Annotated in this window: 14 protein-coding genes; all 14 read left to right on the top strand. The window is 47.7% G+C overall.

Annotated elements, in window-relative coordinates; translation table 11 throughout:
• Positions 1 to 261 precede the first annotated feature (261 nt).
• The 14 genes from KO531_RS14475 to KO531_RS14540 all read left to right on the top strand — a co-directional run bounded on the left by KO531_RS14475 (position 262) and on the right by KO531_RS14540 (position 18,039).
• A complete protein-coding gene (locus KO531_RS14475) occupies positions 262 to 1,218 on the top strand; it encodes a MoxR family ATPase (protein WP_028761051.1) in 957 nt (318 codons plus the stop codon).
• A 24-nt stretch (positions 1,219 to 1,242) separates the two neighbouring features.
• Complete coding sequence (locus tag KO531_RS14480; RefSeq protein ID WP_219251528.1) at positions 1,243 to 2,196, top strand: DUF58 domain-containing protein; 954 nt, start codon at positions 1,243 to 1,245, stop codon at positions 2,194 to 2,196.
• Positions 2,197 to 2,198: 2 nt separating this feature from the next.
• The gene (locus KO531_RS14485) at positions 2,199 to 2,843 is read left to right on the top strand and encodes a DUF4381 domain-containing protein (RefSeq protein WP_219251529.1); all 645 of its coding nucleotides are present in this window, start codon (positions 2,199 to 2,201) and stop codon (positions 2,841 to 2,843) included.
• Entirely contained in the window at positions 2,837 to 3,856 is a 1,020-nt protein-coding gene (locus KO531_RS14490; protein ID WP_219251530.1) for a VWA domain-containing protein, read from the top strand. Before KO531_RS14485 ends, KO531_RS14490 begins: the two co-directional genes overlap by 7 nt.
• Complete coding sequence (locus tag KO531_RS14495) at positions 3,856 to 5,880, top strand: VWA domain-containing protein (RefSeq protein ID WP_219251531.1); 2,025 nt, start codon at positions 3,856 to 3,858, stop codon at positions 5,878 to 5,880. The genes KO531_RS14490 and KO531_RS14495 overlap by 1 nt, the downstream gene beginning before the upstream one ends.
• Entirely contained in the window at positions 5,874 to 7,595 is a 1,722-nt protein-coding gene (locus tag KO531_RS14500; protein ID WP_219251532.1) for a BatD family protein, read from the top strand. Before KO531_RS14495 ends, KO531_RS14500 begins: the two co-directional genes overlap by 7 nt.
• Positions 7,596 to 7,667: 72 nt before the next feature.
• Entirely contained in the window at positions 7,668 to 8,231 is a 564-nt protein-coding gene (locus tag KO531_RS14505) for a sigma-70 family RNA polymerase sigma factor (RefSeq protein ID WP_006085483.1), read from the top strand.
• Complete coding sequence (locus KO531_RS14510; protein WP_131525286.1) at positions 8,224 to 8,928, top strand: DUF3379 domain-containing protein; 705 nt, start codon at positions 8,224 to 8,226, stop codon at positions 8,926 to 8,928. The genes KO531_RS14505 and KO531_RS14510 overlap by 8 nt, the downstream gene beginning before the upstream one ends.
• 157 nt (positions 8,929 to 9,085) lie before the next feature.
• Complete coding sequence (gene putP, locus KO531_RS14515; protein ID WP_028761059.1) at positions 9,086 to 10,537, top strand: sodium/proline symporter PutP; 1,452 nt, start codon at positions 9,086 to 9,088, stop codon at positions 10,535 to 10,537.
• 353 nt (positions 10,538 to 10,890) lie between these two features.
• Positions 10,891 to 12,207 carry an outer membrane protein transport protein gene (locus KO531_RS14520; protein ID WP_212601691.1) on the top strand — a complete coding sequence of 439 codons (1,317 nt, stop codon included), beginning with the start codon at positions 10,891 to 10,893 and terminating at the stop codon, positions 12,205 to 12,207.
• Between the two features lie 103 nt (positions 12,208 to 12,310).
• Positions 12,311 to 12,697, top strand: coding sequence for a VOC family protein (locus KO531_RS14525; protein ID WP_131525289.1), 387 nt, complete (start codon positions 12,311 to 12,313; stop codon positions 12,695 to 12,697).
• 144 nt (positions 12,698 to 12,841) lie between these two features.
• Positions 12,842 to 13,558, top strand: coding sequence for an SIMPL domain-containing protein (locus tag KO531_RS14530; RefSeq protein ID WP_113940700.1), 717 nt, complete (start codon positions 12,842 to 12,844; stop codon positions 13,556 to 13,558).
• Between the two features lie 176 nt (positions 13,559 to 13,734).
• Entirely contained in the window at positions 13,735 to 14,748 is a 1,014-nt protein-coding gene (locus tag KO531_RS14535) for an efflux RND transporter periplasmic adaptor subunit (protein ID WP_219251533.1), read from the top strand.
• 36 nt (positions 14,749 to 14,784) lie between these two features.
• Positions 14,785 to 18,039: an efflux RND transporter permease subunit gene (locus tag KO531_RS14540; RefSeq protein WP_219251534.1), complete on the top strand. Its 3,255-nt coding sequence runs from the start codon at positions 14,785 to 14,787 to the stop codon at positions 18,037 to 18,039.
• Positions 18,040 to 18,076 lie beyond the last annotated feature (37 nt).

Consider the following 18,076-nt stretch of genomic DNA (forward strand, 5'->3'; position numbering starts at 1 on the left):
TGTCACCCTCTTTATGTGCGCAATCGCTGAGAGATTTCAGGCGGCGCTATCGATTTCCGTGTTTGACCCATTGTTTTACGGCGAAAAACGCCCAATAACAGGTCTGACCATTAAAGTGTGATCTGATTCTAACTTCTTGTCAGCAAGTTTTAAACACCTGTTTGTTTTTTTAACACTAGCCAAACCCTAAGGGAATTCTTTACCATAGCTGTTGTCTATAGCCCACACACGTATTTTCAACATAATAAAACGAGTAGCATCATGCCTTTGAGTCGCTTCCACGCATTACGCACTTACCTAAATAAGGTTGTTTTAGGGCAGCCAGTATTGACCGAAAATCTGCTCATTGCCTTAATTGCCAATGGCCACTTATTAGTTGAAGGACCACCGGGGCTGGCCAAGACCCGTGCGGTGAAAGCCTTATGTGACGGGGTTGAGGGCGATTTCCACCGCATTCAATTTACCCCAGATCTACTGCCCGCCGACTTAACTGGTACAGATATCTATCGCTCGCAAACTGGCACCTTCGAATTTGAAGCCGGACCGATTTTCCACAATTTAATCTTGGCGGACGAAATTAACCGTGCCCCAGCCAAAGTTCAGTCAGCCTTATTAGAAGCCATGGCCGAAGGCCAAGTCACAGTTGGTAAGCACAGCTATAAGCTACCGCCGCTGTTTTTAGTGATGGCCACCCAAAATCCATTAGAGAACGAAGGCACGTATCCGCTGCCCGAAGCACAGCTTGACCGTTTTCTGATGCACTTAAACCTTGATTACCCAAGCGGTGAGACTGAAATCGAAATTCTGCGTCAATCCCGCAAAGAAGCACTGACCCACGAATTGCCAACCACTGAGCCGATTGCTCAGGCGGATGTGTTTGCCGCCCGTGACGAAGCCATGGAAATCTATCTTGCCGAGCCGCTCGAAAAGTACATAGTCGAAATCGTGATGGCGACCCGTGAGCCTTTACGTTACAGCGAAGACTTAGCTAAGTGGCTTGAGTACGGCGTCAGCCCGCGCGCAACCATTTCATTAGAACGCTGCGCCCGCGCCCGTGCTTGGCTGCACGAGCGAGACTTTGTTTCACCGGAAGACATTCAAGCCGTCGCGCCAAATGTATTACGCCATAGACTCCTACTCAGCTACCAAGCACAGGCCGAAGGTGTCAGCCGCGATCACGTGATCAACCACATCTTAAGTCAAGTTGCAGTACCTTAACGGTGAAGATAAAGGTGAAATAAGATGAGTGACACAGCGCGACTCTCAGCCTCGGTCGATGGCTTGCCGCTTTTTGCCGATGGCTTGCATTTAACCGAGCAAGAGCTGCTGGCGTGCCAAAATATCGCCCGAGCTATGCCTGAGCGTTATAGCCGTGCCCGCGCTAATTTAGCGGGCCATCGCAGCAGCTTAATCAAAGGCCGCGGTATGGAGTTTGCCGAGGTGCGCCACTACCAACAGGGCGACGATGTGCGCACCATTGATTGGCGCGTTACCGCTCGTACGGGCACAACTCACACTAAGTTATTTGTCGAAGAACGTGAGCGCCCTATTTTATTGTTAATCGACTTGAGCCAAAGCCTCTATTTTGGTTCGAGTTTATTGCTGCAATCGGTGCAAGCAGGACACCTTGCGACCACCTTAGGTTGGAATGCGATTAACCATGGCGATCGGCTCGGCGCCTTGATCGCCTGCGAATCTGAGCATTTAGAGCTCAAACCCCGCAGCCGTCGTCAGGGCATATTGCAATTGATCTCAGGCCTGCGCCGTGTGCACGAAAATCAGCTCAATCATGTTGGCACTGGCCAGCGCGATCCTGACCATATCCTGCGTGCCTGTCAGCGATTACAACGTATCGCCAAACCTGGCTCCTTAGTTTGGATAGTGACAGATGGCAGCCATTTTAGTCCCCAATGTATCGCGCCTCTCACCGAGCTTAAGCGTCATTGCGATGTGGGTGCCTATCTTATTACCGATCCTCTGCGTCAAGGTACACTGCCGTTACCGCACAACTTTAATTTGCCGGTACGGGATGGGGATGAGGACTTAGTGCTTACCCGCCACAGTTATCAGGCTTGGCTCGACATTCAGTTGCGTCAGCAAAAGGACTTTATCGCCATGATGCAGCAACTGCGCGTACGCACCCAGCTCATAGATGCGGGTGCTCCCCTAGCCCACCAATTGGAATTATTGCGTTAACTATGGATCCAGCAACAGTGAATTCAGAAATAGCAAATCCACAGGCAGCAGTACCTATGCCTTCTACGGCGTCAAACCCAGCCCTTGCACAACTGCAGGATATTATTCATCCCGATCCGATCGGCGCTTGGCCTTGGGCAATCGGTTATTGGCTGGTTTTAGCACTTGTGATTGCCCTCATCACACTCTTAGTTATCTGGCTAAGAAAACGCGCCCGTGACTTTGCGCCGAAAAAAGCCGCTAAACAGTTACTCAATCAGCTCGATAGACAAGCGACGTCCTATGCCTCTGACGTCAACAGCCTATTAAAGCGCACCGCCATGAGTTACCTCAGCAGAGAAGCAATAGCCTCCTTAGATGGCGAAGCTTGGGCGGCTTGGTTAGACAGCTATTTACCCGAGCATAAACGCCAACATATCGGCCCCTTATTAGCCAAACGCCATCAGGCAACGCCATTGACCTTAGCTGAAGCCAATGAATTGCATCAACTCACACAGGCTTGGTTGGCATCGAAAGCAAAACTGAGTGCGCCTGAGTCGACTCTTGTTTTAGCTAAGGGCTACGTTCAAGCTAGTGGCGACGCTCAAGCTAAAAGCCAAGCGCCAATCCAGCCAGCTGACACCAAACAACCGGAGGCACAATGTTAACAATTGCATGGCCTTGGCTATTGATATTATTGCCTTTACCTTTGATTTTTTGGCGCCAACACACAGTACAAGTGGATGGTGGCCGGCTGCAATTACCCGGAATAAGCCAAACGGGTAAACAAAGCTTAATGGCCAATACGCGTCAGAGCCGCAAACGCTACTGGCTGATGTGGTGCCTGTTAGTGCTCGCTATTGCTCGTCCTCAATGGCTTGGTGAACCTATCGAACTGCCAAGCCAAGGCCGTGATTTGATGATGGCGGTGGATTTATCCGGCAGTATGCAGATTGAAGACATGGTGGTGAATGGCAAAACCGTTGATCGTTTCACTTTAATTCAGCACGTCGTCAGTGACTTTATCGAGCGCCGCAAGGGTGATCGTATCGGCTTGATCCTCTTTGCCGATCACGCCTATTTACAGGCGCCGCTGACCCAAGACAGACGTTCAGTGGCGCAATTTTTAAAAGAAGCACAAATTGGCTTAGTCGGTAAGCAAACCGCCATAGGTGAAGCTATCGCTCTAGCGGTAAAACGCTTCGATAAAATGGACGAGAGTAATAGAGTATTGATTTTATTGACCGACGGCTCTAACAACGCGGGCAATATAGAACCAGAGCAAGCAGCGCAAATTGCCGCTAATCGTAAAGTTACTATTTATACGGTTGGTGTGGGCGCAGATGTAATGGAGCGCCGTACACTCTTTGGCCGCGAGCGGGTTAATCCCTCAATGGATCTGGATGAAAACCAACTTAAGCATATCGCCGACGTCACCCACGGCCGTTATTTTCGCGCCCGTAACAGCCAAGAGCTAGACCAGATTTACCAAGAAATCGATAAACTCGAACCTGTGAGTCGCGACCAGTTAAGCTATCGTCCGCAGGCAGATCTGTTCTATTGGCCGCTGGCACTGACATTACTGACGAGTCTGTGGATTGCCTTAGGTCAATTGCCACTCTTTGCATCGCGCCGCGTTAAACCCTCTGTCGCAACCACTTCACAGGGGAACATCAAATAATGAGCCTACATTTTATTCGTCCCGAATGGCTACTCGCCCTAGTGCCGCTAGCCTTAGCCTTGTTGAGTTTATGGCGGCAACACGAGAGCCACAGCGCTTGGAATCGTTATATTGCGCCGCACTTAGCCAAGATATTGGTCACCCAAGGCAATAAGAAATCCCGCCGTCCGTTGCATTTATTAGCCTTAACTTGGTTGATTGCGACCTTGGCACTCGCCGGACCTGCCGTGAATAAACAATCCTTACCTGTGTTTGCCGCAGAGCAAGGCCGCGTACTGGTGATGGACATGTCCGTATCTATGTTCGCCACCGATCTTGCGCCGAATCGGTTAACCCAAGCCAAATTTAGGGCAACGGATCTCCTGCGTAATCTTAAAGAAGGTGAAACAGGTTTAGTCGCCTTTGCAGGCGATGCCTTTACTATCAGCCCATTAACCCGTGATACCGGCACATTACTCAATTTACTGCCGACTTTAAGTCCTGAGATTATGCCCGTTCGTGGTTCAAACTTAGCGGCAGGCTTGACCCAAGCCAAAACGCTACTGGCTCAGGGTGGCCATATTCGCGGTGATATTATCCTGATGACAGATGGCATCACAACAGCCCAGTTTGATGAGGCTAACTCGGCATTAAATGGCACGCAATATCGCCTCGCCGTCGTCACTTTTGGCACCAGCCAAGGCGCGCCAATCCGTCTACCCGATGGACAATTACAACGCGACAGCAGCAACGAAGTCGTTGTGGCCAGCACTGATTTCGCTCTGCTGCAAAAACTGGCCGCGAATAACAAAGGCGTTCTGATCCAGAATCGCACCGACGGTAATGATCTCGCCCAATTACAGCAATGGTTAAGCGATGCTGGCGATGCGAAAGCCACAGATCTTGATGGTGAAACTTGGCAGGATCTCGGTCCTTACCTCGCCTTATTATTACTGCTACCCGCCCTTTTCAGCTTTAGACAAGGAATCGTGGCCAGTGTTGGATTTGTCACTCTTGCTGGCAGCTTACTGCTCGCGGCTGTGCCTCAGCCAGCCCATGCCAGTGTGTGGGACAATGTGTGGAAAACCACAGATCAACAAGCGATGCAGGCCTATCAATCCCAAGATTACGCAAACGCCGCTAAGCAGTTTGAGTCGCCCCAATGGCGAGGCAGCGCCCAATACAAAGCCGGTGATTACCAGCAAGCACTAAAAACCTTCGAGCAAGATAGCTCAGCCCAAGGCCTCTACAATCAAGGCAATGCGTTGATGCAACTCGGTAAACCCGATAAGGCCAAGGAGCGCTATCAAGCCGCGCTTGAGAAACAAGCTGATTTCCCTGCGGCGAAGGCCAACCTTGAACTTGCTGAAAAGTTATTGCAGGAACAGCAACAACAGCAAGGTAAAAACGAGCAACAGGATAAGAACCAAGATCAACAAGGGGATCAGCAGTCCGGTGATCCCAAATCAGGTGATCAGCAGTCTGGCGACCAACAATCCGGTGACCAAAAATCGCAGGATAAACAGCAATCTGACCAAGATACCGCTCAGAAAAATAAACAAGATCAAGCAGGGCAAGAGCCTCAGGATCAACAGGACAATGCCGACGCGGATCAAAGCCCTGAACAGCAAAAAACGGATGAGCAACAATCTGAGCAAGATAAGCAAAATGGCAATGCTCAGGACAAGCAGAATGAAGCTCAGCAGGAAAATGAGCAGGTAGACAATTCACCTGTAGAAAATGAAGCTAAGATGCAAGCGCAGGCTAAAGCAGATGCTGAAGAGCAAAAGTCAGCTGAGCAAGAAAAGCAAAGCGTTGCCGCCAAAGAAGCTCCAGAGCAAAATGCGCAAGATAAGCAAGAGGCTGCTATGAGTGAATCGGTCGAGGCACCGCCAACCAATAGCGAGCCACTGCCCGCAGAAATGCAGCGAGCACTGAGGGGCGTGAGTGAAGACCCGCAAGTGTTACTGCGCAACAAGATGCAGTTGGAATATCAAAAACGCCGTCAAAATGGCCAAATATCAAAGGATAACGAACAGTGGTGACGAGACAATTTTTTATCCTGCTACTCCTTGCCATCGGAGTGGCCCATCCCGCCTTTGCACTTAGCAAAATTGAGGCCTCGGTCGATCGCAACCCTGTGATGGAGGGCGAATACTTTGTGCTCAACATCAGTGTCGATGACGAAGTCGATACCGGTAAGCTAGACACATCCGCCCTACTGAAAGATTTTATTGTCGGCCGTACTAGCGTGAGTCGCAGCACGCAAATCATGAACTTCGATGCGGTCAAAGAAACCCGCTGGCAAGTACTGCTCGCGCCAAAACAACAAGGCCAGTTAACCATTCCAGCCTTTAGTATTGACGGCGTCAGCTCATCGCCTATTCCACTCAAAGTGGTCGAAACCGGTAGCCAGCCCGCGCAAATGAACAATCTGTTCATTGATGCCAAAGTCTCGACCGACGAAGCCTATGTTGGGCAGCTCATTACCTACAAGGTGAAACTCTATCTGGCGGTGGAATTACAAAGGGGGGTATTGAGTGCACCTGTGATAGAAGGCGCACAGATCAAACAAATCGGTGAAGATAGGGATGGTTCAGAGATAGTCGATGGTCGACGTTACCGCGTGATTGAACGCACCTATGGCATCATTCCCGATTTGCCCGGCCAAGTGAATATCAAAGGTGCAACCTTTGCTGGCGATGTGCTGGTAGAATCCCAACGCCGCGGCGGCATGTTTGGCTTTAATGAAAGCCGCCCAATGCAAGCAGGCGCGCCCTCACTGACAGTTCAAGTGAATCCCGCACCAGCAAGCTTCCAAGGCCAATGGCTGGTTGCCGATTTAGTGGCGCTAAAAGAAAACTTCCCTGAGGATATTAAAAAGTTTACCGTCGGTAGCCCTATCACCCGCACTATTACACTGTTGGCTTCCAATGCCGATGAAAATAGTCTGCCTGATATAGTGCAAACTCTGCCCGATGAACTCAAGTCATACCCAGAAAAACCCCAGCGGCAGACCTTTGTGCGCGATGCACAAATTGTTTCGCAGTACAGTATTACTTCGGCAATCGTTCCCAGCAAAGCGGGCACCTTTACCTTGCCCGAAATCAAAGTGCCTTGGTGGAATCCGCGCCTTAAACGTCAAGAAACTGCAACGCTGCCCGCGCGTACCATAGTCGTTGAAGGCGTTGCTGTCAGCGATACGCCTGCTCAACCAACATGGGAAACCAACTCCGCGGCCGATAAGGGCTGGTCTTGGCTAACCACGGTTTTTGCTACGCTATGGCTGGTCACTCTAGTCGCTTGGATTATCACCTTAGTCGCTTGGCGCCGCGCCTTAAAAAATCAAACGGCCGCCCCAATTGCAGTAAACTCTTCAATCAGTTCAGCACAATCAGTGACTGCCTCCGGCTTGAAAGGATTAGAGCAAGCCTGCGCCAGTGGCGATGTGAGTCGAATTATGTTGCAATTGCAGCGATATTTCAGTGAGTTACAGCAAACGCCTATGACATTAGATAAGATTGCTGAGCAGTCACCGCAACTGGCTGCAGCGATACAGCAACTGCAAATCAAAGCCTACAGTGCGAAGGCCGATAAGAGCCACCATACTGACAGTGCTAATACGAGCAGTGCGAATTCTAACAATACAAATAGCCACTTAAGCGCCGAATGTACCGCCTTACTTAACGCGGTTAAGGCCTGTGAGCATAAACATTCAAACCCAAAATCAGCGCCATTAAGCCCACTGAATCCTAAATAAATGATGGGGTTAATGACAAAGAAGCGAGTGCTACTATGCTAAATATTCCGCCAAAAAGCCCAAAGATAAAAAATGTTTGCTAACTGGCGCAAGAAATCCGTCGAGCCCGCGGTCTCTTCTGACATGCTAAGCAAACAACGACGATACAACAGCCTAGTCAAGGCGCTACATGCAGACATTTTCCGCTACGCCTATTGGTTATGCGGCGATAAGCACGTGGCTGAAGACATTACCCAAGAAACCTTCTTGCGGGCGTGGCGCTCTTTGGATTCCCTCAAGGATGATAAAGCGGCGAAAGCTTGGCTGATCACGATTCTTAGGCGTGAAAATGCGCGGCGTTTCGAGCGTAAACAGTTCGATTATTCCGACGTTGAGCAAGATACCTTAGAGGACAATATCTCCAATAGCAGTGAAGAGCAGACCGAGCAATATCTGATCCGTCGACAAATTGGCAAGCTGGATATCGAATACCGTGAACCACTCTTACTCCAGCTCATTGGTGGCTTTAGCGGCGATGAAATCGCCGAACTGATGGAGCTCAATCGCAACACCGTAATGACGCGTTTATTTCGGGCGAGGAGCCAATTGAAAGAATTACTTGAGAAGAATGATGTGAGAGGTCAATCCAATGGATGAGCTTAAATTTAGACGTCAAGCTTATGAAGATCCTCATAATCAAGATGCTGACTTTCTGGCGCAGATCAATGCCAAGCCAGAAAACCAAGCCCTAATCAATGAGCTTAAAAACCTTGATGCCAAACTGAGCAACGCATTGAAAGTAGATGTGGCTGAGGATCTCGCCGACAAACTCATTTTGCGTCAGCAGTTACAACAGCACCATAAACAGCGCCGGCAAACGTTTTTTTTAGTGGCCATGGCAGCCTCGGTTGCGTTTGTGGTAGGGATCAGCTTCAGCCTATTACGCTTAGGGCCTATTGATTTGGCTGAACATGCACTGGCCCATGTCTACCATGAAGATATTGCCTTGCATGTCGATCAAAATGTCAATTTTAGTCAAGTCAATGCCCAGCTTGCGTCGATAAAAGACTTTGGCAATGCCAAATTTACCCAACAACCGGGCAAAGTGTATTACACCTCTTATTGCGATTTTCAAGGGGTAAAAAGCCTGCACTTAGTACTTCAGGGCGAACAAAGTAAGGTGACACTCTTTATCGTGCCACTCGAGAAACGTATGGTGTTGGATAAAACCTTCGCCGACGGTAAATATCAAGGGATGGGCTTTGAAACGCCCGATGCATTTATTTTGCTCATAGGTGAGGATCAAGCTGACCTTAGCTATATAAAAGACGAAATCAAGAATATATTTATTTAAGCTATTGTTATAATTTGCATTTAAAAATCAATCTCCGATATTTTCATGTTATCGGAGGTTAGATTTCAATCACACTTACATCTGCTAATGGGCGCACGTTCAAACATCTGGTAGCATGCTTGCCACTTTTAATAATAAAAAGATGGGAAAAGGCAAGATGACGATTGAAACCCCGATTTTAATCACATTTGTTGGTTACTTAGTATTGATGATGGGCATAGGTTTTTGGGCTTACCGTGCTACCGATACTGTTGATGATTATATTTTAGGTGGCCGCAAAATGGGCCCCGCAGTGACCGCACTCAGCGTGGGTGCATCTGACATGTCAGGTTGGCTGTTACTGGGGTTACCCGGCGCAGTTTACTTAAGCGGCTTAGGTGCAGCCTGGATTGGCGTAGGATTAATTATTGGTGCTTGGCTAAACTGGTTATTTGTTGCCAAGCGACTGCGCATTTATACCCAACTCGCCGATAACGCCCTCACTTTACCGGATTTTTTCGAGAAACGTTTCCACGATACCCAAGGCTATCTCAAGCTCGTTTCCGCAATCACTATTCTGGTGTTTTTTACTTTCTATGCCTCCTCTGGCATGGTCGGTGGCGCGATTTTGTTTGAGAAGGTCTTTGGGCTTGATTACACCGCAGCCCTCGTGATTGGCTCGGCCATCATAGTCGGTTACACCTTTATTGGCGGTTTCTTTGCCGTGTGTTGGACTGACTTTTTCCAAGGCAGTTTAATGCTCATCGCCCTATTGATTGTCCCTTTCGCCGTTTTCGCTCACCCCGAAAGCCATGCAGGTATTGAAACGATCGATCCCGCGATGTTGGCATTGGTCAATGACAAAACCACTGCCATCGGCATGTTATCTTTGCTCGCATGGGGCCTAGGTTATTTTGGTCAGCCACATATTTTGTCGCGTTTTATGGCGATAGGCAGTGCCGATGCCCTGCCCTTGTCACGCCGTATTGCCATGAGCTGGATGGTGTTATCTCTCATTGGCGCATTAGCCACAGGTATCGCAGGCTCGCTCTATTTCGCCAAAGAGCCATTAGCCAATTCTGAAACAGTGTTTATCCATTTAGCTCAAGCGGCGTTTAACCCATGGATTGGTGGGCTATTAATCGCCGCTATTTTATCGGCAATCATGAGTACTATCGACTCACAGCTCTTAGTCTGCTCAAGTGTCATCACCGAAGATTTCTACCGTAAATGGTTGCGCCCAAAGGCCGATGATCGCGAGCTAATGATGGTAGGTCGTTTAGGCGTACTCGCTATCGCTGTGATTGCAGGTGTGATTGCCCTCAATCCTGAAAGTAGCGTGCTCAGCCTAGTAAGTTATGCTTGGGCTGGCTTTGGTGCGGCCTTTGGTCCCGTAGTCTTGTTATCCCTGTTTTGGAAGCAATATAGCCGTAATGGCGCTATCGCCACTATTATTGTCGGTGCATTAACCGTGGTGATTTGGAAGCAACTCACTGGTGGCATTTTTGAAGTATATGAAATCCTTCCTGGATTTATATTCGCGACTATTGCGGGTATTTTAGTCAGTAAATTCTCTGCTCCAAGTGAAAAAGTAACGATAGAGTTCGAACAATTTAAGTCTGCACTCTAATCTAGATATGCTTCCATATGTTTAAAAGCGCACAAGTGTGCGCTTTTTACATTTTGTATCCTTTTAAATACCCTACACACCATTACAAACCGTTAACTTTAATTGAAACCCATAGCAGCACCCAAAGCCCTTCATATCAAGCATCTGGCCAGACCATTCAAGCATACTAAAGTATCACTCTTGTTTTAAAGACTTTTAATTAACTGAAAATTAACATTTTTCACTTCTGGTCGGACTTGTTGAGGGTACATTGAATCCATAAGATGCCGGAGACTAATAAATGGATTTAAATACTTTCGGCGGACTAGGACCGAATAAAAATCCAATACTTATAAAAAATAGAGAGAATAATAATGAAAACATTCAACAAGACACTCATTGCCGTTTCTGTCGCATTAGCAAGCACACAAACCTTAGCTTCAGGTTTTCAACTAAACAGCCAATCAGCAACAGGTATGGGCCGTGCATTTGCGGGTGATGCGGTTATTGCCGATAACGCTTCTGTGTTATCACGTAACCCTGCTGCTATGGCATTATTCGATAAAGATGCGATCTCCTTCGGCTTAACTTATGCCGATATTACTGTTGATGTTAAAGATGTTAACTTTGCCGGTGGTGCCGTTGACTTAGGCAGCATCGATGACGCGGGTAGCTCTAAAATTATCCCTAATATTTTCTACATCCACCCCATCGACGATAAGTTCGCCGTAGGTTTTGCCGCTTTCTCTAACTTTGGTACCGGTACCGATGCCAGCTCACTTTCAAAGAGTTTACCAGCAGGCTCACCAGCACCTTATGATCTGCTTGGCGAAACTGAAGTAACAACGGTTAATTTTAACACTAGCCTTTCATACCGCATTAATGACATGTTCAGTATCGGTGCTGGTATTGATGCCATTTACGGTGAAGGCCGTTTAACCCGTAACATGGGCGCGACACCTCTGGTTGACGTCGACGCTGACGGTTGGGCGTTTGGTGGTATTGTGGGTGCCACAATTGAGTTAGATAAAGACAATCGTTTCGGTATCAGCTACCGTTTCAGCCCAACAGTGAATGTTAAAGGTGATATCAACACGATCAGCACTAAAGATCTATCTGCCGTTGGTTTAGGTTCAAAAACAGCACTAGCGACAAGCTTTGACAGCTTAGACGTACCCCTTGCAGATATTTTCCAAGTTGCTGGTTTCCATCAGCTCACACCTAAGTTTGCAGTGCACTACACTGCGCAGTACACCCAGTGGAGCAACTTTGAACAAATCACGGCTAAAGATGGCGTAGCCACTATTATTCCAGGTCAAGCGGGTGCAGGTACTCAACTGCAAGCTGGCGACGTTGCGCTGAAAGAATACCAATGGAAAGATTCATGGTTATTCAGCCTAGGTGGTACTTACACAATCAACGAACAATTCACCGTTCGTGCAGGTTATATGCATGACCAAGGCGTTGTGGACGAAATCAGCTCTATTTCATTCCCAGACTCTGACCGTAACTGGTACACAGCGGGTATGAGCTACCATATCAACCTACAAAACACTGTTGACTTTGGTATCGCTTATATTAAAGGTGAAGAAGTTCACCTGATCGAAAACAGCGCAATCGCAGGCCCTGTTAATGCTATTACTGAATCAAGTGGTATGTACTACTCAGTTCAATACAGCTACCAGTTCTAAGATAAATTCCTAACACCAAAAGCCGCATTTTTTGCGGCTTTTTTGTATCTTAAGCATTTATTGCCTAAAGTTAATTCATACTCCTGTAAATGCAGCTACGGCTATGGCTAAAGTCATTGGACTCGGTGGAATTTTCTTTAAAAGTGTCGATCCCGTTGCCTTGGCAACTTGGTACAAAACCCATCTTCAAGTCCCCATTGAAAACTGGGGCGGCGCCGCATTTTATCACACAGATAAATCAACGCTTGGCTACCATGTTTGGACCCCTTTCGCCCATAGCACGGACTATTTCGCCCCCTCAGATAAAGGGTTTATGTTCAACTTTGTCGTTGACGATCTAGAGCAAGCCCTAGTACAAGTAGAGCAAGGTGGCGGTCAACCGATTGGTGGTATCGAAAATTCAGAATTTGGCCGCTTTGGCTGGTTTATTGACCCTGATGGCAATAAAGTCGAATTATGGCAGCCAAGCGCCATCCCTCCTGAAAAATAAAATGCTTTAAACAGATATTTCAAAACTCATCTCTCAACATAATCTCCTATGCCTTAAGCGGCATCTATTCCGAATAAACCCAGTGCATGACTGAGGTTTATTCGGTATCGTAGACTGAGTTCATCTAATCAAGAGATTCTTTTTATGGAAAAAAGTAACATCCTTCCTGCCCTGCTGTTAGGTGGTTTCCTTTGCGCTGGACTTGTTTATGTAGGCCAGACAGCAAGCTCAGCACTATTGCAAATGAAAGCCATGGAACGCACGGTCACGGTAAAGGGCTTAGCGGAAAAAGAAGTCAAAGCCAATGTGGCAATTTGGCCTATCAATTTCACTGAGGTCGATAACAATCTGCCTAAACTCTACGAGACGGTTCAGCAAAAAACCGATCGTGTTGTGGCGTTTTTAAAGGAACAAGGCTTTAGCGACAGCGAAATTACCGTCTCTTTGCCTTCAATTGAAGATCGCCAAGCCCAAGGTTATGTCGATCCTAACGTCAGATACCGTTACTCGGCAAAAGTGAACCTATCGGTTTATACGCCACAGATTGATCTCATGCTGAACACCCGTAAGCAAATGATTAACTTAGTAAAAGAAGGTATAGCGATCGCCAGCCAAGATTATGATAATCGCACTGAGTTTCTGTTTACCGATCTCAACTCCGTCAAACCTGTCATGGTGCAAGAAGCGACTCAAAATGCCCGCGAAGTGGCTGAAAAGTTTGCTAAGGATTCGGATTCTCGCCTCGGAAAAATTAAAAGTGCGAGTCAAGGCCAGTTCACCATTTCAGACCGCGATAGCAGCACACCTTACATTAAACAAATTCGCATCGTTTCCACACTAACCTATTATTTAAATGACTAAATTTTAGGCTTAATTTGAAGCTCTGAAGCATGAGGAATAAGGCGCTATAGGCCTTATTCCTTATCCCTAAATTAGGTAAAAACACTACATTAAATTTTTCTAATAAATATTGATTGCCTATTGAAAATAACTCCATTAGAATTTTCTCATAAATTACATCTGGGGTGATATAAGTTATGACATCAATTTCTCGTGCTTTTTTCTTACTGCTGGCACTTTCCAGTACTCAAGCTCAGGCTGCCTCAGTCGAAACCATCGAAGTCTTAAATAAACCCTATCCGAATTGGGTCACCTTAGACGCCACCATTGAAGCAGTAAAAGCAGCGACGGTATCGGCGCAAACCTCTGGTCGTATTGTTAAACTCAACTACGATGTTAACGATGTCGTCCCCGAAGGAGCCGCCCTACTGGAAATTACCAGTAAAGAGCAAGGCGCTGAACTGGCAAGCTTTGAGGCTGATCTAGCCAAAGCGAAGGCTTTAAATGTCGAAGCTCAGGCACAATACAAACGTTATAAAGAGCTATTTCCCCAAGGCGCGATTTCTAAGGGCGCGATGGATGAAGCCACCGCCAATGCTAAAGCAACAGAACAAGCCGTCAGTGCAGCACAAGCCCGTGTCATCAAAGCCAACGAATCCTTAAAATACACTGTCGTTTCAGCGCCTTTTAGTGGCATAGTCACTGAGCGTTTTGTCGAACTTGGCGAAACCGTAAGCCCAGGACAAGCACTACTTTCAGGGTTTTCCGCGAGTCAAATGCGCGCCATTACCCAAGTGCCACAGCGTTACATTAACCAACTTAAAAATTCCCCTGAATTTCTCGTCCGTTTAAGTGATGGCCACGAGTTCACCTCAACTGACCTCACGATTTTCAGTTTCGCCGATCCCGTCAGCCACAGTTATCAAGTGCGAATTAATCTGCCAGAAAATGAAGCCAATCTTCAACCTGGTACTTGGGCAAAAGCTTCCTTTAAAAATGGCGATCGGGAAAAAATCCAACTGCCCGCCTCTGCACTACTCACAATGAACGAACTGAGCAGTGTTTACCTTAAGCAAGGCGAAGCCTTTGTGCTGACCCAAGTCCGTGTCACTGAGCCCTTAGATGGCGAGGTAGAAGTGCTTGCGGGCCTTAAGTCGGGTGACAAGGTGGCCGTTGATGCCTACCAAGTGTTGCTCAGCAAGAAGCAATAAATTCCCTAGCGACTTAAGCTTTGTCGAGGTTGTTTTATGAAACATGCCCCAGTACCACAAACCACACTTGGGATTTCCGGACGAATTGCCGCTGCCTTTCAAAATAGCGCCATCACGCCACTATTAGCACTTCTCGGGCTCTTACTTGGCTTATTCGCCATTTTGGTGACACCAAAAGAAGAAGAGCCACAAATTGATGTCACCTTTGCCGATGTGTTTATCCCTTTTCCCGGTGCGACACCCACGGAAGTTGAAAACTTAGTTACTCTGCCAGCGGAACAAGTAATCTCCGAAATCAAAGGCATAGATACTCTGTACTCGTTCTCCCAACCCGATGGCGCGCTGATCATCGTCATCTTTAAGGTCGGCGTTGCGCGCAATGATGCCATCGTCAGCTTATACAACCAGATTTATTCCAATATGGATAAATTGCCAAGGGGCGCTGGCGTGGGCGATCCGCTAATTAAACCCCGCGGCATCGATGATGTGCCCATTGTCAGTTTGACCTTGTGGTCTAAGGACAGGCAAGTGTCTGCTGAGCAGCTAACCCATGTCGCCCTTGGATTAGAAACCGAAATTAAGCGTATTCCAGGCACTCGCGAAATCGATACCGTTGGCCAGCACGATATGGTGGCCAACATACGTATCGATCCCGCCAAGATGAACAGCTTTAATCTGACCTACGATAAGTTAAGACAAAGTCTGAATGACAATAATATGGTCTCTATGCCTGCATCCTTAGTGCAAGGCAATCAAGAGATTAAAGTTCAGGCTGGGCAGTTTTTACAATCCATCGACGATCTCAAGCAATTAGTCGTCAGTGTCTATCAAGATAAACAAGGCAAAAATATTCCGATTTATTTGGCGGATATTGCTGAAATCAGCTTAAAAAGTGATATCCCGAAACAGAGCGTTTGGCACGCAGATAAAACCGACATTTATCCCGCCGTCACAATCGCAATTGGTAAACAAGCAGGCCAAAATGCCGTCGACATCGCCGACAGTGTGATTGAGCGGATAGCTAAAGTCGACAATGTGTTGATCCCGGCAAATGTCGAAGTCACAGTGTCACGTAACTATGGCGAAACCGCGGCGGATAAATCTAACACCCTTATTTTAAAACTGATTTTTGCCACCAGCGCCGTAGTCGTACTGGTCTTTTTAACCATGGGCGCACGCGAATCCTTAGTCGTGGGTGTAGCCATTATTATCACACTAGCGATCACCCTTTTCGCCTCTTGGGCGTGGGGATTTACCTTAAACCGCGTGTCCTTGTTCGCCTTGATTTTCTCCATCGGCATCTTGGTCGACGATGCCATAGTCGTAGTAGAAAACATCCACCGGCATATGGCGCTCGGCAAAAAGTCCTTCAGCGAGCTTATCCCAGTGGCGGTCGATGAAGTCGGTGGCCCGACGATTCTGGCGACATTTACAGTTATCGCAGCCTTGCTGCCGATGGCTTTTGTATCGGGCTTAATGGGGCCTTACATGAGCCCGATCCCCATCAACGCCAGTATGGGCATGTTAATTTCCCTCGTTGTGGCATTTGTGGTCACTCCTTGGCTCAGTCGTAAACTGCTGAAACATAATGACCAACACGATACTGCCCAAGCCTCGCACGAGGATGAAGCTGAAACTAAGATGGTGCGCCTCTTTACTCACTTAATTGGTCCTTTCCTGCTGGGTAAAAATGCCCGTAAGGCAAGAGTGGGACTGGCTGCCGGCGTATTTGTGTTAATCGGCATCGCCGTCGCGCTCCCTGTCGGTCAGCTCGTGGTGCTTAAAATGCTGCCCTTCGATAATAAGTCCGAGTTTCAAGTGATGGTGGACATGCCAGAAGGCACTCCCGTAGAGCAAACACAAAGAGTATTGCAGGATTTGAGTCGCTACCTAACAACCGTCCCTGAGGTCGAGCATCTGCAATTGTATGCGGGCACTAACGCGCCAATGAACTTTAACGGCTTAGTGCGCCACTATTTCCTGCGTCACAGCCAAGAGCTTGGCGACATCCAAGTGAACCTAGTGGATAAGAAACACCGCAAGCGCGACAGCCACAGCATAGCGGTATCGGTGCGAGACGAACTGCAGCAAATTGGCGAGCAATATCAAGCCAATATCAAAGTGGTTGAAGTGCCACCAGGACCACCAGTGTGGTCGCCGCTGGTTGCAGAAGTGTATGGCCCAAGTCCCGCTATTCGCGAGCAAGCCGCATATGAGATGCAGGCGCTGTTCCATGAAACCAAAGATGTGGTCGATATCGATATTTTCTTGCCCGCCGCCCAGCAAAAATGGCAAGTGATGATCGACCGCAGTAAAGCCAGCCTGATGGCCGTGCCCTACAGCAATATTGTCGACTTGATTGCCACCTCAGTTGGCGGCAAAGATGTGAGCTATTTACATCAAGCCCAGCAAAAACAACCGATACCGATCCGCCTGCAATTAAACGAAGGCGCGAAAGTCGATTTAGAGCAAGTGCTGAATATGAAGTTACTGAGCCAAACGGGGCAATCTGTGCCTGTCTCTGAGCTGGTGACCATCAAACGCGGCAAAATCGATGCACCAATTATCCATAAGAATATGATCCCTATGATCATGGTTGTCGCCGATATGTCGGGACCACTGGACAGCCCGCTCTACGGTATGTTCGATATGGCAGGCAAAATTGATGGCGTCGATGGTTTAGGGTTTGATCAGCATTATATTCACCAACCCACAGGGTTAGACTCAGTCGCCGTGCTCTGGGATGGCGAATGGAAAATCACCTACGAAACCTTTAGAGACATGGGTATCGCCTATGCGGTCGGCATGATTGCGATTTATTTATTGGTAGTCGCGCAGTTTAGATCGTATCTGGTGCCGCTTATTATCATGGCACCAATTCCACTGACTGTGATTGGCGTAATGCCTGGACATGCCCTGCTCGGTGCCCAATTCACGGCAACGTCCATGATAGGCATGATAGCGCTGGCGGGGATTATTGTGCGTAACTCGATATTATTGGTCGATTTTATTAATCAAGAAACCGCATCCGGCGTGCCCTTTGAGCGGGCAGTGATCCACTCTGGTGCCGTGCGAGCTAAACCTATCATGCTGACTGCATTTGCAGCCATGATAGGAGCATTGTTTATTCTTGATGATCCGATTTTCAATGGCTTAGCGATCAGTCTGATCTTTGGTATTTTTATCTCGACCATACTGACCTTAGTTGTCATCCCTGTGCTGTACTACACGGCCATGAAAAACCGTATGAATACTGTTCAGATACAAACACAAACACAAACACAAAACTAACCACAACAAAGGCCATCACCAAGATGGCTTCAAGGAG

Origin of the sequence: Shewanella sp. NKUCC06_TVS (genome assembly GCF_019345515.1) — a bacterium.
Taxonomy (GTDB): Bacteria; Pseudomonadota; Gammaproteobacteria; order Enterobacterales; family Shewanellaceae; genus Shewanella; species Shewanella oncorhynchi.

What these genes read in the sequence shown, in the direction of transcription:
- KO531_RS14475 (WP_028761051.1), top strand. Translation starts at nt 262, where the DNA reads ATGCCTTTGAGTCGCTTCCACGCATTACGCACTTACCTAAATAAGGTT.
- KO531_RS14480 (WP_219251528.1), top strand. Translation starts at nt 1,243, where the DNA reads ATGAGTGACACAGCGCGACTCTCAGCCTCGGTCGATGGCTTGCCGCTT.
- KO531_RS14485 (WP_219251529.1), top strand. Translation starts at nt 2,199, where the DNA reads ATGGATCCAGCAACAGTGAATTCAGAAATAGCAAATCCACAGGCAGCA.
- KO531_RS14490 (WP_219251530.1), top strand. Translation starts at nt 2,837, where the DNA reads ATGTTAACAATTGCATGGCCTTGGCTATTGATATTATTGCCTTTACCT.
- KO531_RS14495 (WP_219251531.1), top strand. Translation starts at nt 3,856, where the DNA reads ATGAGCCTACATTTTATTCGTCCCGAATGGCTACTCGCCCTAGTGCCG.
- KO531_RS14505 (WP_006085483.1), top strand. Translation starts at nt 7,668, where the DNA reads ATGTTTGCTAACTGGCGCAAGAAATCCGTCGAGCCCGCGGTCTCTTCT.
- KO531_RS14510 (WP_131525286.1), top strand. Translation starts at nt 8,224, where the DNA reads ATGGATGAGCTTAAATTTAGACGTCAAGCTTATGAAGATCCTCATAAT.
- putP (WP_028761059.1), top strand. Translation starts at nt 9,086, where the DNA reads ATGACGATTGAAACCCCGATTTTAATCACATTTGTTGGTTACTTAGTA.
- KO531_RS14520 (WP_212601691.1), top strand. Translation starts at nt 10,891, where the DNA reads ATGAAAACATTCAACAAGACACTCATTGCCGTTTCTGTCGCATTAGCA.
- KO531_RS14525 (WP_131525289.1), top strand. Translation starts at nt 12,311, where the DNA reads ATGGCTAAAGTCATTGGACTCGGTGGAATTTTCTTTAAAAGTGTCGAT.
- KO531_RS14530 (WP_113940700.1), top strand. Translation starts at nt 12,842, where the DNA reads ATGGAAAAAAGTAACATCCTTCCTGCCCTGCTGTTAGGTGGTTTCCTT.
- KO531_RS14535 (WP_219251533.1), top strand. Translation starts at nt 13,735, where the DNA reads ATGACATCAATTTCTCGTGCTTTTTTCTTACTGCTGGCACTTTCCAGT.
- KO531_RS14540 (WP_219251534.1), top strand. Translation starts at nt 14,785, where the DNA reads ATGAAACATGCCCCAGTACCACAAACCACACTTGGGATTTCCGGACGA.